General features: G+C 39.4%; 18 protein-coding genes and 1 pseudogene. 15 read left to right on the forward strand and 4 right to left on the reverse strand.

Translation table 11 applies throughout. The features are described 5' to 3' along the window. The first annotated feature begins 152 nt into the window (after positions 1–152). From V7K85_RS18230 to V7K85_RS18245, 4 genes are read left to right on the forward strand one after another with little or no spacing between them, the layout of a single operon-like run. Positions 153–914 carry a hypothetical protein gene (locus tag V7K85_RS18230; protein WP_334815198.1) on the forward strand — a complete coding sequence of 254 codons (762 nt, stop codon included), beginning with the start codon at positions 153–155 and terminating at the stop codon, positions 912–914. A 22-nt stretch (positions 915–936) separates the two neighbouring features. Continuing rightward, positions 937–1,722, forward strand: a complete 786-nt coding sequence (locus V7K85_RS18235; protein ID WP_334815200.1) for a hypothetical protein — start codon at positions 937–939, stop codon at positions 1,720–1,722. Next, positions 1,722–3,143 (forward strand): hypothetical protein, encoded by a 1,422-nt coding sequence (locus tag V7K85_RS18240; protein ID WP_334815202.1) that lies wholly within the window; start codon positions 1,722–1,724, stop codon positions 3,141–3,143. The genes V7K85_RS18235 and V7K85_RS18240 overlap by 1 nt, the downstream gene beginning before the upstream one ends. Next, positions 3,136–3,996 carry a hypothetical protein gene (locus V7K85_RS18245; protein ID WP_334815204.1) on the forward strand — a complete coding sequence of 287 codons (861 nt, stop codon included), beginning with the start codon at positions 3,136–3,138 and terminating at the stop codon, positions 3,994–3,996. Before V7K85_RS18240 ends, V7K85_RS18245 begins: the two co-directional genes overlap by 8 nt. On the opposite strand, the gene V7K85_RS18250 is transcribed toward V7K85_RS18245, so the two are convergent. Beyond that, positions 3,959–4,471, reverse strand: coding sequence for a hypothetical protein (locus V7K85_RS18250; protein WP_334815206.1), 513 nt, complete (start codon positions 4,469–4,471; stop codon positions 3,959–3,961). The genes V7K85_RS18245 and V7K85_RS18250 overlap by 38 nt on opposite strands. 140 nt (positions 4,472–4,611) lie before the next feature. On the opposite strand from V7K85_RS18250, the gene V7K85_RS18255 reads away from it, so the two are divergent. The 6 genes and pseudogenes from V7K85_RS18255 to V7K85_RS18280 all read left to right on the forward strand — a co-directional run. After that, positions 4,612–5,199: a hypothetical protein gene (locus V7K85_RS18255; RefSeq protein WP_334815208.1), complete on the forward strand. Its 588-nt coding sequence runs from the start codon at positions 4,612–4,614 to the stop codon at positions 5,197–5,199. Positions 5,200–5,246: 47 nt separating this feature from the next. Then, entirely contained in the window at positions 5,247–5,435 is a 189-nt protein-coding gene (locus V7K85_RS18260; protein ID WP_334815209.1) for a hypothetical protein, read from the forward strand. 53 nt (positions 5,436–5,488) lie between these two features. Further along, positions 5,489–5,944: a hypothetical protein gene (locus V7K85_RS18265; RefSeq protein ID WP_334815211.1), complete on the forward strand. Its 456-nt coding sequence runs from the start codon at positions 5,489–5,491 to the stop codon at positions 5,942–5,944. A 29-nt stretch (positions 5,945–5,973) separates the two neighbouring features. Next, positions 5,974–6,300: a hypothetical protein gene (locus V7K85_RS18270; RefSeq protein WP_334815213.1), complete on the forward strand. Its 327-nt coding sequence runs from the start codon at positions 5,974–5,976 to the stop codon at positions 6,298–6,300. 20 nt (positions 6,301–6,320) lie between these two features. After that, the gene (locus V7K85_RS18275) at positions 6,321–7,097 is read left to right on the forward strand and encodes a discoidin domain-containing protein (protein WP_334815215.1); all 777 of its coding nucleotides are present in this window, start codon (positions 6,321–6,323) and stop codon (positions 7,095–7,097) included. A 164-nt stretch (positions 7,098–7,261) separates the two neighbouring features. Further along, a pseudogene (locus V7K85_RS18280) lies at positions 7,262–7,600 on the forward strand (CmcJ/NvfI family oxidoreductase); the annotation flags it as partial. Positions 7,601–8,038: 438 nt separating this feature from the next. Here the strand turns inward: V7K85_RS18280 and V7K85_RS18285 are convergent. Next, a complete protein-coding gene (locus tag V7K85_RS18285; RefSeq protein ID WP_334815217.1) occupies positions 8,039–8,278 on the reverse strand; it encodes a hypothetical protein in 240 nt (79 codons plus the stop codon). 666 nt (positions 8,279–8,944) lie between these two features. On the opposite strand from V7K85_RS18285, the gene V7K85_RS18290 reads away from it, so the two are divergent. Together V7K85_RS18290 and V7K85_RS18295 are read left to right on the forward strand one after the other, a co-directional pair. Next, positions 8,945–9,259 (forward strand): S-layer protein, encoded by a 315-nt coding sequence (locus V7K85_RS18290; protein ID WP_334815219.1) that lies wholly within the window; start codon positions 8,945–8,947, stop codon positions 9,257–9,259. Between the two features lie 246 nt (positions 9,260–9,505). Then, positions 9,506–10,159 carry a hypothetical protein gene (locus V7K85_RS18295; protein ID WP_334815221.1) on the forward strand — a complete coding sequence of 218 codons (654 nt, stop codon included), beginning with the start codon at positions 9,506–9,508 and terminating at the stop codon, positions 10,157–10,159. 658 nt (positions 10,160–10,817) lie between these two features. On the opposite strand, the gene aroB is transcribed toward V7K85_RS18295, so the two are convergent. Next, positions 10,818–11,930 carry a 3-dehydroquinate synthase gene (aroB, locus tag V7K85_RS18300; protein WP_334815223.1) on the reverse strand — a complete coding sequence of 371 codons (1,113 nt, stop codon included), beginning with the start codon at positions 11,928–11,930 and terminating at the stop codon, positions 10,818–10,820. Positions 11,931–12,107: 177 nt separating this feature from the next. Here aroB and petL point away from each other — a divergent pair, with 177 nt between their 5' ends. Continuing rightward, positions 12,108–12,203, forward strand: a complete 96-nt coding sequence (gene petL, locus V7K85_RS18305) for a cytochrome b6-f complex subunit PetL (protein ID WP_334815225.1) — start codon at positions 12,108–12,110, stop codon at positions 12,201–12,203. A 165-nt stretch (positions 12,204–12,368) separates the two neighbouring features. On the opposite strand, the gene V7K85_RS18310 is transcribed toward petL, so the two are convergent. After that, positions 12,369–12,848, reverse strand: coding sequence for an EamA family transporter (locus tag V7K85_RS18310; protein ID WP_334815227.1), 480 nt, complete (start codon positions 12,846–12,848; stop codon positions 12,369–12,371). A 313-nt stretch (positions 12,849–13,161) separates the two neighbouring features. Between V7K85_RS18310 and V7K85_RS18315 the strand changes: the two genes are divergently transcribed. Together V7K85_RS18315 and V7K85_RS18320 are read left to right on the forward strand one after the other, a co-directional pair. Then, complete coding sequence (locus V7K85_RS18315; RefSeq protein WP_334815229.1) at positions 13,162–13,380, forward strand: hypothetical protein; 219 nt, start codon at positions 13,162–13,164, stop codon at positions 13,378–13,380. Continuing rightward, positions 13,380–14,510 carry a HesA/MoeB/ThiF family protein gene (locus V7K85_RS18320; protein ID WP_334815231.1) on the forward strand — a complete coding sequence of 377 codons (1,131 nt, stop codon included), beginning with the start codon at positions 13,380–13,382 and terminating at the stop codon, positions 14,508–14,510. The genes V7K85_RS18315 and V7K85_RS18320 overlap by 1 nt, the downstream gene beginning before the upstream one ends. Positions 14,511–14,631: the final 121 nt, after the last annotated feature.

A 14,631-nucleotide genomic window follows, 5' to 3' on the forward strand; every position in this document is an offset into this window, starting at 1 on the left:
TCAGGTATTACCTAAATCCGCTTCAATCGTAATCACCGTAATACTTTAGCGTCGTCCGTAAAACTTCCGGTTTTACGTAAAACTGGAACATTTACGGAAATATTGAAGCAGAGTAAAACTAGATTATTCCCCTTAAGCATATAGCCGAGTAAATGGCAGGCGAAATTGTATTAGCTGGTAAAGAGAAAATAGTTTTAGCAGTAAATAGAAATAATTACAAATCAGTTGTCACTCAAGTCATTGCGAGCAGAAATCTAATTGAAAATCGAGACATCGGTGATTTTGTCGGCTCCCCCGTGGAGGATTACGTTAGAGCCAAAGTAGCAACAATCAAACTAACCGTATTCTTTTTTAACTTTCAATATCCGCCCTTTAAACAAAGAAGTGGATTTAGATTTGTGAGAGCAACCTACAATATCCCCGATGTGAATAAAGCCAAACTAGACTGGCTGACAATTAAAAACGCTTGCGGAGGTGCGGAAGGCTACACCTGGGGAAGATTTCGCGCTACAGCAAACTTAAGCAATGGGAGACAAATGCAAGTTTACGGGGGTAGTGATGAAACTGCGGCAAATATGCTCAAATCCTTAGCCGCTTTTTCAACTGCCAAAATTTTAACCATAACCGTAGCTGAGGAGAAGAAAGAAGGTAGACGCGCTGAAAATAAACGCATGTATAAGGAAAATACACGAATATATCCAGCATTTTTTAGCGTGATCAACTCAGAAAAAATAGTAGTAGAAGAACAACGAGAATTTTCCGGATTTGACGCTACCTTAGCCGGCGATTTCAAGCGTAGCCGGACTAAAAAAATTCCCCTTTGGGTTCAGAAAGAGCCTTCCAATGCTAGAGCAATCATTATTGAAGCATTGCGAGTTAGGGGAGTAGGTCAACAAGAAACAGAAGGATTATAATAAAATTTTTGGAAAATTAAAAATGGCATTTGAGACTTTTGAAATAAGAAGTAAAGTATGTGTATCACTTGATGCTGATACAGGCAACGCTGTCAAACCATTGCTAACTTATGTCCCTTACAACAAATCAGGATATAGGCTTATTAATGAGTATTTAGAAATAGAAAACCTGAAGGCAGTTAGTTGGATTTATAGCCTTCCTACTGTAGAATTCCCTGTCTTTGAACTTGAAGATTCTAAGAGCAAACAATTGCTAGCAGCTATTAACTTGGAGTGGGGATCTCCCAGAACTCAAATGGATATAATGATAAATGTTGACAATTCTATTTGGCAAAAGATTTCAGCTTATTCACTTCTAAATTCATCGCCCTACCCTTACAGGGAATATTCCCTTGGTAATCATACACTTGGTGATAATGCAATGTTGGGATTGCAAATCAAAGATGTCGGTTTTGGACTGCTGCAAAATAGTACAGACGGACAAGATAAAGTAACAGCATTTGCTGACTTAACCCGATATATAACTATTGAAAAATTAGTAGATACTTCCTCAAAAATTGCAAATAATATTACAACCATTACAGCAACTATAGTAAACAGTAATCCTAATAGAAAAGGATTGACTTTCTTTAACTCAAGCGGGAAAGATATTTACCTCGACACTGTAAATACTGTTAGCAATAATAGCTATATGGTAAAGCTTGAACCTGGTGATTACTACGAAGCGCCAAGTCCGATGTATACAGGGAATTATTATGCAGTGGTAGAAAATGGAAGTACTGCAATAGATATTAGGGAGTTTGTCTAATGTTTGCCGACGAACCCTTGTCTTATGTAAACAACGAATTATCTAATGCAAGTGAAGCAATTGCGAGAGTATCGGGACAGGCTGCACACGCAATTATTAGTATTTTGACTGACCCATGCAATATTTTTGCAATGGCGGTAGACGGCATAAGAGGGTATAGAAACCCTGATTGTGCGCCCAAGCCTCAACCTCCACCGCCACCCGGTGCAGTGAAAACACCTGGCATTTGTGGCTGTGCGGCTAACATTACCTTCGGATGTACCGTTACAGATAATTCGCCCGACCATTTCACAACTGTACCGGGAATGGGGTTCCTAGAATATATTGCAACTGGCGCAGCAGCCCCATCCGGGGTAGAAGAACGTAACCCGCGAGGCAGTCAAGTTTATGTAGCTGGCAATGAGCGTAATACGGTATACGCAATGAATGGAGCGAACGCAAGCGGAGCGCTCCAAGTTTACTATTTTTCAAGGCTTTTTACAGAAGAACAGCAACGCCACGGGTATGTTAACACTCAACTACCAACACTGCCTGACGGAAGACCCCTTGCATGGGGATTCATCCACATAGAATGTCAAGGGTGTAAATTTGAGCCGACTATCTCGCCACCCCCGCCACCACCACCAGAAAAGGAATGTGATTGTATGAGTTGTTGCCCCGAAATTGACGATACTCTTCTAAAGTTAATTTTAAAACGTATTGGCACTTTACCCGTAGATGTTCCAGCAAGTTATTTAACTAAAAATGGAGTGCAACCAGCACAAGTAAAAAAAGTTGAAAGCCTTACAGAATTTATTGCCTGGTTTGCCGAAAGATTTGACGAGACTGTGGGTGAATTTGAGGTCACTATCGAAGTAAATGACGCAGATTTGACTAAGCAAGGTGAACAAAAACAAACTATTAGGCTCCCAAACTTGGCAGAATCAATTGCTGAGATGTTCTCTTTAATGATTCATTGTAATATCAACAATGAACTAATTTTAAATATAGTCAATAGGACGTTAATTGAGTCAGGACAAATTAAGCAAAGTGAATATAAAACTATCAGTGCATTACATGCATTGATAGATTATCTGGGATTTCCTACCCATACAACAACTGAAAAAATGCCTTTAACTTTTAAGCCTGGGGAGCTTTCTTTTGACAAACTTTTAAAAGAAAGTAATATAGATGTTTCAGTTTTAACATACACTGAAAAGCCAACTCTAGCCGCAACATTGCACACGCTTTTGCAAGCGGCCGCAATCATTAGAGCCTCACATTTTAGAGGTACGCCAGGGAATAAAGCTCAAGTTGCCAACATAATCAAAGAAGACTTGAAAAAACTTTTAGGTGAAGGAGGAGATTTGTTAGAGCAAATCAAAACATTTGTTAAAGATGTAAATGGGGTGTACGATGCCGTCGATCATAAACTTGACTAGTCGTGCAGTTCGTTCAGCAGCTGTTCCCAATGGCAAAAGAGTTGTAGTAAACCCTGCCTCAGCTTCTACTGGTTTTTTTGCTTTTTTAGGGACGGCAGCAGAATCTTTGGTTAAAGGGTTGTTTGGCTTTTTGGCAAAATCGATAAGTTGGACGTTTACCGCGCTTTGGACTGGTATCGTTATCGCGACCAGCTTTGTAATGAACTTCAATTTTAATATTACGGACAAAGAAATTCATGACTCTATGGACAATAGTTTTGTGACAATTTCCGGCTTACTTGGGCAAGCCGCTGGCAAAACGTTAGGGTATCTTGTTTGTGGGGCTGTTCCCACTATTGGATTGATGGTTATTAGCCCAGAAATCTTTGAGTCAATCGCCCCAAAAATAACAGAAGAACTTTTAGGAATGCTTGCAAGCGAATATGCTACAATCATCACCCAAAGCGGTAGACTACTTTTAAATTCCGGCTTTTTATGGCTTTATGGCAGTGTGCGCCGAGCCTTCCGTGGTAGCGACCAAGATTTAAAAAATCGCTTGAAAGCGGCTGGTGCAAATGAACAAAAAATCAATCAAGAATTAGAAACAAGGCATAAACCGTTTATTATTTCCCAAAAAATTCAAGAATCAATAGATTCAATCTCAAATAAAAATGCTAAAGCATTTGTTGACCAAGCTTACCAAGAGTTTGGTATGGCATGTACAGAAGCTGGGTATGTAGTCGCCGGAGCGTTAGACAATTATTTTTATCAAAAACGCTTGGCTAATGACGAGAACTTAATTGAGATTGAATTTGACCAAGATAACAACCCCGTAGTTAAGACGGCGGTTCGACCAAGTACTCAACCACATTAATAATCGGCTTACCGTCTAATCCAATGGCAACATTAAAGGGGATGGTTGCAGTTCCACCAAATACGGAATTATCACCGTCATAACTAAAATTTGTATAGTTATTATTCTCAGGATTAGCTTCAACATTAGCCTCTCTAGCTTGTAAATAGGAAGCTATTTCTATTAAAGTCTGAGCAGATGTAGAGCTTTTAAAAGTTCCTCCCGTACTACAATTAAACCCCAAATTACTTAAATATTTGTTGGCGCTAATCTCAATACTTCCTGTATTCGTAATTATTGAAACAGAAGGAATACTAAATGATATTGCGACCGAGCCAGTGTTCGTATTAAAATCTAAAGTTACGTAATTACGCTTATTAGGATTAACTGTAGTATTCGCTTCACCATTTTTCAAAATCGTTACCAGCTCAACTAAAGCGTGTTCGGCTGTGACTGATTTTAAAGTGCCATTGCTTCCAGGTGTAATAGGAGCCATAAGTTTCGTTTAAAAATAGTTTAATAAAAGTGCAAACCCAAAGGGTTTACGTTGTAGCGCGACACTCCAAAATATCATATATTTCACTTTTTTTTCTGGGTAATATGAGTTGAAGAACTAATCTCTGAGTAAAAAATAATATGCCTACACGTTTTAATAGCTTAAAAAGAGCTTTACACTACCTTCGTCCACCGGGAGCAAATGAAAGCTCTGTAGTTCCTGATGCACCAGAAGGAACACAGTTAAGGAAATTTCAAGAATTTAAATCTGGAAAGGTAGTTATTAAAATTAATCGCTCTAGTGACAGCCTTCCTGGTAACGAAACTTTTTGCGCGTTAAAACCTTTTGCTCTGCCGGCATCTGAGACAACAAAATTTTTGGTTAGTATTTCAGGCAGAGCGCAAAGTCACGTTGCAGATACAGGTTTATCTTTTACAGATGAGTTAGGTATAGATGTTACTCCAGCGGGAACAGCAGGACTAGAAAAAGAAAAAGGTTTTGTAGCCGCAAAAGCTACTGTATCAGTTGTGCCAACAGGTGTTGGGACATCAACTTCCTCTAAAATCACAGGAAATAGTTATAAGAAAAAAGCAACAAAAACTTATACTTATCCGTTTGGAGCATCAACAAACCACCCAAATTACAAAACGGCTAAAGCTGCAATTATCGCCAAAGCCAGTACCGGAACTGCTAATCGGGGTGTATCTTTCAAACCGGAAAAATTCTAATTATGCTTGATGGCATTTTGAAATTAAGCATAATCACAACCGAACAAATGTCATATGCTGAATCTTTAAAGCTAATTGAGCAATTAGAATGTGCAGAACTTGCCCAGCAGCGCTTTATTGAAGGCGTGATTAGCTTTGAAGATTATTTAGATATTCTGGAATTGTGTGAGGTTGATATCGACGATTACCTAATCACAGTAGAAGACAATCTTGCAGTTAACGAAATTGTTGTTTAATGACAGATTTGAACGCGGGAATTTATTAATAAGATAATCTCCGATTACTTGCAATGACTAGAAATCTGGATTTATCTATTGGAGCTAATTGGCAATTAATTTACTCAATATCTATCCCTCCTACTGTTTTATCAACCACTAGGAATAAAATTGATTATGCCAGGATTACGCCAATTTATCCTGGCGTAATTTTAGATAAGTCCATATTAGCAATTACTGTGGGTACAACAATTCCTGCTGGAAGACTATGGTTTTTCGCTGGAACACTTTTACGATTTGCAAATTCATCATTTGGGAAAACTTACATTGAAGACCCAAAACCTTTGTTTTTAAATGGATTTAATTTAGTGGTTTCTGATGTTTTATCAAACAATTATCAGTTGGAAGTTAGAGTTCCTAAATGGTTTTTGTCATGTAATTTATCTGTCTATCAGTACGAAGGAGATGACCGCACCCTTGCTGAAAAGGATTTGGATATTATCAAGAGTGCAGTAGTTCCTTCTTCATAAGTACATAATTTTCAAGAGAGCTAACAATAATGAATTTTGATCCAAAACTTGGTAGTTTTTTATTAGGACTTGTTTGTGCTGTATCAGGCTGGGTTGTTTGGTGGGTAAACAAAATTAAATTTGAGAAACAGCAAGCTTCTCTGGAAAGGCAACAAGCTATTCAAGAGGCAAAGATTGCCGCTGAAAAAGCGGTAAATGATAAGCGAGACTTCAATCATCTAATTGGCAATCAAAAACAGATATCTGATAATATAGCTTATGGCTTTAAGGATATCGAAAACCAATGTACAATGATCAATGAGAATTTGCAAGAAATCAAATCATACTTAATCCGCAATCAAAAGACTGATAAATAAAACTCACATAAAAACGAACTATGGGACTATTTAAAAAAGCGATAATAATTGAGGTTCCTGAAGACATTCCATATTTAACGCAAACTCCAATAAAAACTACAGCAGATGCTAGCGATTATGTGCTAATGCTTGATGATGAAAATAGTATTTATAGAATTACCAAAGCTAACTTATTCGCTTCTTTTTCTAGTGGTAGCAGTAGTAGCAGTGGGGGAAGCAGTGGGGGAAGTAGTGGCAGTAGCAGTGGCAGTGGCAGTAGTAGTGGCAGTGGCGGAAGCACTACAGGGGTAGCACTTTCTTTTGTGAGTTCCGATGATGACAACGGTTTGTTTTACTATCTTGGTACTAACAAAAAAACAGTCGCTTTTAGCAGTCCCTCTGAAAGGGGTGTGGTGTTAACTGCTAATGGAACAGCTTATGGTAATCCGTCTGTAGTCGTTAATCGAACTGATGATTTCTTTTATCCTCCGGAAGATCCGAGTGGTAGTTGGCTTGTGATGCACTTAACTGGAGGAGCATTGAAATGCAATTATTACTCTATCAAAACAAGAGCAGGGTACGGAGGATATTATCTCAGAAATTGGAAGCTACAAGGGTCTAATGACGGTGATACTTGGGTTGATCTTGATGTTCAAACTAACAACACAACGCTAAACTCTGACGGACAGTGGCTGTCACTTCCAGTCACCACTGCTGATTTTTACAATTATTTTCGATTAATAGTAACGGGTGCTGATAGTTCAGGAGCGCATCTCTTAGTACTTAATGAAATAGAATTATACGGTTTGTATAGTTAAAATTGGCATAAGTATTTATGAAGAGCCTCCCATCCTGAAGAAGAGTTAACCTCAAGAACGCGCTATGTCCACTGCCTTCTGGCAGGCGTTGAGCAGTGTACAGGCAACCGGACGCTGTTTTCCTATGTGCATTATTCAGTTTACTCTTCTGGGGATTCAGTGTAGTCAACCTCTGGCGACCGATTGCGGGGCCAGTGCAGGAGTCTCCATTAGCGGTGTGTGATGCCCAAAGTATCACACCGACGGACCTTGTGGCTACCGACCTTGTATATCGCGATCGCATCGGCGAAACTTACGCGGTTACGTATAACCCGAAACATCGATGGTTTTACTTTCCGCAAATGCAACGAAACGAGGCGCTACTCATCAAGTGCTTTGACTCAGCACCGGAAGGTTTGGCGCGGTTCGCCGCCCACACCGCATTTGATGACCCCACAAGCCAACCGGATGCCCCGCCACGCGAGAGTATCGAGTTGCGGACGCTGGTCTTCTATGCCGCATAAGAAATAGGCAGGGGAGCAGGGGAGCAAGGGGGCAGGGAGCAGGGTGAAAATTCCTCTCCTCTGCTTTTTGCTGTCGGCGTAAGCTTCATCTCCCAGCATCATCCATGCCCACTGATAATCACTCATGGCTGAGATGCCGCTATCAGTTAGCAAATCAATGTAGACATCTTCAGAACGTAACAGAAAAGTATTGTAACCTGCTTGGGCGTAGGCGTAGCCCGTCGTAGACATCGCCTGTTCGCGTTCAGCACGAGTAGTGATTTTTAATAGCTCAACCACCTTGATTTTATATGGCTCTTCCCAAGAACGAGGGCGGCGCAAAGAAGTGTGCTTGGCGTCGGTCATAGATTAGATTGCTCCTTCATGCAGGTTAGCCGAATATTTGCATACCATTTCGGTTCCTAATACTTGCTGTTGCTAACACCGTCATCACTAGTTTTAGCGCTCTTGAGGGGCACACCACTGAGTTATTGGTTCAATTCGTGCTTGCTGCATCAATTCCAAAACTTGCGATTGATTACAACCATAGGTAGATGCTAATAATTCCTCACCTTGTTTTTTTGCCTCGTCAGCAGATACACCAAAGGTGATGATTTCTTCGTCTTGGTTAGTTGTAATTCTCTCAACTGAAATAATACAGATATATTGCGGTTCATTATGTCTTATTTGTTGCACCATTATTTACCTACCAATCTCAGTGTTAATTGTGTCTATTTTTAAGTCTAGAGAAATTACAAGTGAAAGTGAAACAGACTCTTTATTTACGTAGGATTAGAAAAACACTAAATTTTATCCGTGGTTAACACAACATTAAGAATTCTCTCAAAATCACCAAATTTGGGAGTGGAAACACTTACGTATGGGAAAATCAAGTTAAGCATCAACAAATATCTTTTTGTAAATTTTTGTTTGTTTTTTAGATCAGTAATGCGTTGAAACATATGCATTGGCGTAGGCGTAGCCTGTCGGAGACATCGCTGCATGGATTAATTTAAATCTCTGTTGGTTAATCTCTGGGAATCAGCAAATCAAGGCTGATACCCCCAAAGATGAACTTTTTTTTACTCAATGCAGGCTTAATGCATTGAGTCAGTACAAGTTTTATAAAAATTGGAGGTCATAAAATGGCAATTCGGAATAATTTAGTCGCCAATTTCTGGCAAAAAGTACAAAAAGATTCAGTTAGTTGGGGATCGTTAGCCCTTTGGATCAGTGCATTAGTTGTTCTATTAGTAATGCTTACAATGTTTTCTAACGCTTAATCTTAGCAGGGTTATTATAGTTCCTGGGCAGCAGCCTGGGAACTAAGATAGGGTAAACTTTCATCCCTATAAAACTCAAATTATGAACTGTAAACTTCTGGTAACAGTCGTAGTGCTAGCTACTACTAGCTTTGTTACTCCTGTTAAATCTCAAGAACCTACTACGAACACTCCAGCAAAATCGAATCAAGTTTTGAATACTTGTGTCCAAAATCAAGCAGAAACTTTACCAAATCCCTTTAGTGATGTGCCAGCAAACCATTGGGCTTTCAAAGCAGTTATGACTATGCACTACTGCGGTGCATTTCGCAAGGCAACACCACCAGCTTTATTTCAAGAACTGCAACCAACAAATAACCAACAGCAACCGCAGAAAGAACCAGAGTTTCAAAAATAGAGAGCAGGGCAAGCGCATCTTGTCAATAACAAAGCCCCAATCTCAATAAATTCTTAATTAATCGCATTAAACTATGCTTATTGATAATAAATTAGGCGTAGGCGTAGCCCGTCGTAGACATCGCTATTAGCCTGTAGAAATACAACCGAACTATAAATCCCTATTTTCTCTTTAGTATATTGAATGTACATTTTGTCAATCCAATTTGAGATGCGCTTACCCTGGCACATTATCCCCGTTAGAGTGTTGGGAAGTGGTTACGTCTCTTTTAATCAAAAATTAACCAAAATTTATCAAAATTATTTTTTGTTTAATGTATATGTTTCTAAGTGCGGTTCCATAAATTCTTTACTATTGTTTATCATGAAAATTCGTAAAACTTTGCTTGGATTGACAATTGGTGTACTTTCCACAGTCAGCATTTTGGATATCTGCAACATTCACAAAGTAAAAGCTGAATCTGTAATTGATACTAATTCTAAACAGGCTATTTGCAGAAAGTTTGTCGCTGGTACATACCTGACGACAATTAAAGATGCTAATGGAAAGTTTGCTTCACGTGCGCTGCTCACTCTTACTGAAGAAGGCAAGTTGATTAGTAGTGACTCAAACCAAGGTGGTGTTTCAGGTCAGTTTGATCCTTTTACCACTACTCAAGGTACTTGGGTGTGTAATGGAAATAGGGCGATTACAGGTAGGGCACTCAACTTTAGCCTCTCAAACAAGGGCGGTAGTGGTATTGCAAGAAATGATTTTAAAGCTAGTTTTAATTCGATAACTCAAACGGTGGAAGGGACAATTGAGCTTCGTCTGTTTGATCTAAAAAGTAATCCACTACAGGGTAATGGACAAAATGGAGGATCATTCTTCTTTACAGGTCAGCTTGTCACCGCTAAATAGTTCGATTTCATTAATCTAATGAAAATAAGGGCGGCAGTATTGTTGATACTGTCGCTTGTTAAGGGAGATGTCGGGAAATAAGGCATTATCAACACCGCAAATAAATTTTTCAGAGGAGTAATGTAAAGATATTGTAAAGATTTTTAGTTTAATGCCTGTATGACGATCTGTCACTTCGACTTTTGCCCAATCCCAATAAGCGACGCAAACGTCGAGCTGATGGAGGCGGTAGCGCCATTGATAAGAAAAATCGCATACCGTCGTGATCAATGATCCAATTAATTAATCTGCCTAACTATGCCAGGACTTACGCACAGGTAACGGAAAATCGTAGACGCAAAGCGGCTTGCCGCAGGCTATCACAGAGGACGCAGAGAAGCCAGTGCGCCCTTGCGGTTAAGAGACTTGTACCCCTCCGGGGAAGCAAGCTACAAAGCAGCGTCTCCCCTTCTCCCTTTGGGAGAGGCTAGCGCCTGGCGTAGGATGCCCAAAGGGCTGTAGGGAGAAGCAACTGGCGCGACACGGAGGAATAAGAGTTTAAGAGGTTTTTTGCGTAAGTCTTATATGCGTTCGAGGGCGGACACGCCAAAAGCACGCACCCCAGTTAACGCGGACGTTATGCCGCCTCAAGTTATCTGGGGGATTTACTTTTTACTTTTTACATTGCCCGCAATACTTGCCGAATTATATCCGATGGCACCTCATCGGTAACTGTCACTACACCAATCTCCGTTGGTAAAACAAACCGCACTTTCCCCGCTTTGACTTTCTTATCTAACTGCAACGCCTCAATAATTTCTTCAATATCCACCCCAGCTGGTAACTGAGTCGGTAAACCCGTTTTTTGAATTAAAGCATTTTGACGTTCCGTGTCTTCCTTTTGCCACAGTCCCAAATCCACAGCAATTTGTCCAGCTGCTACCATGCCAATGGCTACCGCTTCACCGTGATTTACTAGACGATAACCAGTCAAGCTTTCCACTGCATGACCGATGGTATGTCCATAGTTGAGAATCGCCCTTAATCCGCCTTCTTTTTCATCTTTGCTAACAACGTCGGCTTTAGCTTGACAAGAGCGCATTAATATGCTGTTTATTAACTCAGGTTTTACATAGCGGAGTTGGTCGAGGCGTTTACTTGCTTCCAACTGGGCAAACAATTCGGCATCCCAAATCACACCGTATTTAATAACTTCTGCCATTCCTGCCCGAAACTCGCGCATAGGAAGAGTTTTCAATACATCTGGGTCAATCAAAACCAAGCGCGGTTGATGGAATGCCCCAATTAAGTTTTTGCCGTGGGGATGATTTACACCAGTTTTGCCACCAATTGCCGAATCTACCATTGCCAAGAGAGTGGTAGGCACTTGGACAACATTAATGCCGCGCAGCCAAGTTGCGGCGGCAAAGCCAGTCATATCGCCAATCACACCTCCTCCCAAAGCCACCATAGTAGAAGAACGTTCTAGGCGGTTTTCCAAGGCTATATCGTAGAGTTTTTGGATAGAATTGAGGGTTTTGTAGCGTTCACCAGGTGGTAAGGTGCAGCTAGCAACTTGAAATCCAGCAGATGTGAGAGATGCGATCACTCTTTCCCCAAAATGCTTAAAAATCGTCGGATTAGAAACTAGCAATACCTTCTTGCCTAGCTTGAGACTGGCCATCTGTTGACCCAGCTGATCTAAACTCGAAGGTGCGTTAGCGTAGCTTACCGAAGGTATCGCAATCTCATAAGACTGCTCTGGTAAATTCACATTAATTATAGAAGTCATTGCCCAACCCCAAACAAGCGCCCGTGGGCTGTATTGTATCGCAATCAGAGAGTGGAGATTGGGGAGTGAGCAGATCAGGAGGACAAGGGAGACAAGGCAGACAAGGGGAATAACCCATGCCCAATGCCCAACAACTAATGATTCAATAGATTTAGGAAGTATTGTGGAGAAAAATAAATGTTTGCAATTGTAGCTTACATCGGCTTTTTAGCTTTGTTTTTTGGTTTGGCTGTAGGTCTGTTCTTCGGTCTGCGGACTGCCAAAATAATTTAATCGAGAGATACATTCAACTTATCAACCTATGACCTTTGAAGGACGGGCATTCTGCCTGTCCCTCAATTCACACCAAGTTGCGCCTAAAAATAGCATCCAAAAATTGGCGATAAATCTGTATAACTCAAGTAATCAACTACAGACCGTGTTGAACTAAAGTTCTCTTTAAGACGATACTTTAAGGTGAGTGGTCGAACGATCGCCCAATCGGTTAGTTTGTTGTCTCACTAAAACACTCACTAGTGCGATCGCGGCGTAAATAAGCAGACCAATGAAAATCCCTAAAGAGCTTATTCCATAATATTTTTGACTTTTGACTTTTGACTTTTGACTTCCGCCTTGCGGTACTAGTACGATCGCTGCTCCAATCAGCTTAATTGGCATTAGTGTTTGATGTAACACAAAAAACCCCATCAGTGTTGCAACCAGAGGATTCATCAATCCCAAGCAAGAAACAGCTGTTGCTTTTAATCGTTCAATTCCGCGAAACCAAAGCATATAATAAGCTAACCCAGTTCCCACCAAACCTAAATAGACAAATCCCAATAGGTTTGTCGCACTCAGATGAGTCAACGGTTTTTCAACAACTAGGGCAATAGGTAAAAGAATTATCCCGCCGATCGCCAATTGCCATGCCGTAAACATCAACAGAGAAACTGGATGTTATCCGTTTTTCTGATCAATTTATCTATAAAAGAAAAACTTTATAAAGATCACACACATTTGTTGCTGATTTTTTTTTACAGCGCTAAAATCAGTTTTAAATTATCTCGCATCTTGCATTCAAAAACAATAATGTACTTTCAGATACTCCAAATAAAACCTCAAGCCTTGATTTAGCGATAAAAGCCAATATAATTCAGGTAACTTTATCGCGTATATTTTTAGTTTTTCTGGGTTTATACGGTCAGGTGTGATATAAGGGTAATTACTGTAACCACTATTTTAAGGATAGTAAATGATGAGTAACACTATACAAAAAAATCTTGAACAGTATGGATTTGCCGAAATTACTGTTGAAGATGGGATGACAAAAGGGGAAGCTTATACAAAGCAATGTTCGGGATCTCGTTCGGATTGTTGCACCCGTACTTGTTCAAGGGATGAAAACTTTGTAGGAAGTGCAGATGAGTGGGAACAGTTTCTTAATGTTGAGGGTGGACAGGTACAATACTGATGAGTGAAAATTGGAATAAATATAAACCCCGTCTTCGAGATGGAGTTGATATTTATCTAGAGTCTGAAAGTGACGTTACTTTTGTTTATTTATCTACTCGTAAGAGAATAAAAGTTCAGTGTCACCCTTTACTTATAAAAAGCCTTTCATGGTTAACAGGGGAGTTTTCAGTAGAAGAGTTAAACTCTTGTTTAACTAACTCTTCATGTGAAGATTTTTTAACGAACAATGGGTTTTTAGAGTTTATTAAATATTTATATAGAAAAGGAATTCTTAATTACGAACATTGGATTGAAGAAATTGATTTACCATATTTATATAAAAAAAGGTTAGAGCGACAACTAAATTTTTTTCTTGATATTACTGATAGCTCTGATGAAGTTGCTAGAATCCAATCTAGAATTTATCAAGCTAAAATAGCAATATTTGGGATTGCTGGTGTTGGCAGTTGGTTATGTCGAGAACTTGTGATGATGGGATTTCAGAACTTCTTGTTAGTTGATTACGATATTGTTTCTGAATTTGATATATCTAGACATGGATTTTTTGAACAAAAGGTAATAAATCTTCAAAAGACTGAAGTAGGCAAACAAATGATTCTTGATATTGATCAAGAGGCTTGTGTAAAAGTCTTTGATCATGCTTTAACAATAAATACTAATTTAGAAAGTTTATTATTAGGTATGGATTGTATTATTAATACAGCTGATGAACCTTATATCGGTTATACAGGTTTAAAACTGTCTCGTTATTGTGTTCAACATAAAAAGCCACTAATGATTGCTGGTGGTTTTGATGCACATTTAGCATCTTTAGGCGAGTTAATAATACCAGGTGCTACTCCTTGTGCAGACTGTTATAATACATTTTTTAAAGAATCTTTGAAAGATTGGAAGCCTATTAGTTATCCTGTTAAGGATAGAAGAAGCTCATTCGGGGGTTTAGCATCTTTGTCGGTTCTTGCAGCTTCAACAGCTGCAATGACTATTGTTCGTTATTTTATTGATTTTACAGGTATATTTGAAGGTGAACGAGGAGAATTGCTCTTCGATGATTACAACTTATCAGTCTTTCCTGTTAAAAAAAATCCTACCTGTCATATATGCAGCAATTTAGATAATGAAAGATAAATATTTTCGTCTCCGACCATCTGTTAGTTTTGTTCCTATTGATGTAAAAAATGAATTTGCTCAGAGGTTTGACTTCTTTTTATCTAATACGCGTCGAATAGTTCCAGTAGTATTTTCTCAA

The organism is Nostoc sp. (assembly GCF_036917615.1).
GTDB lineage: Bacteria > Cyanobacteriota > Cyanobacteriia > Cyanobacteriales > Nostocaceae > Nostoc.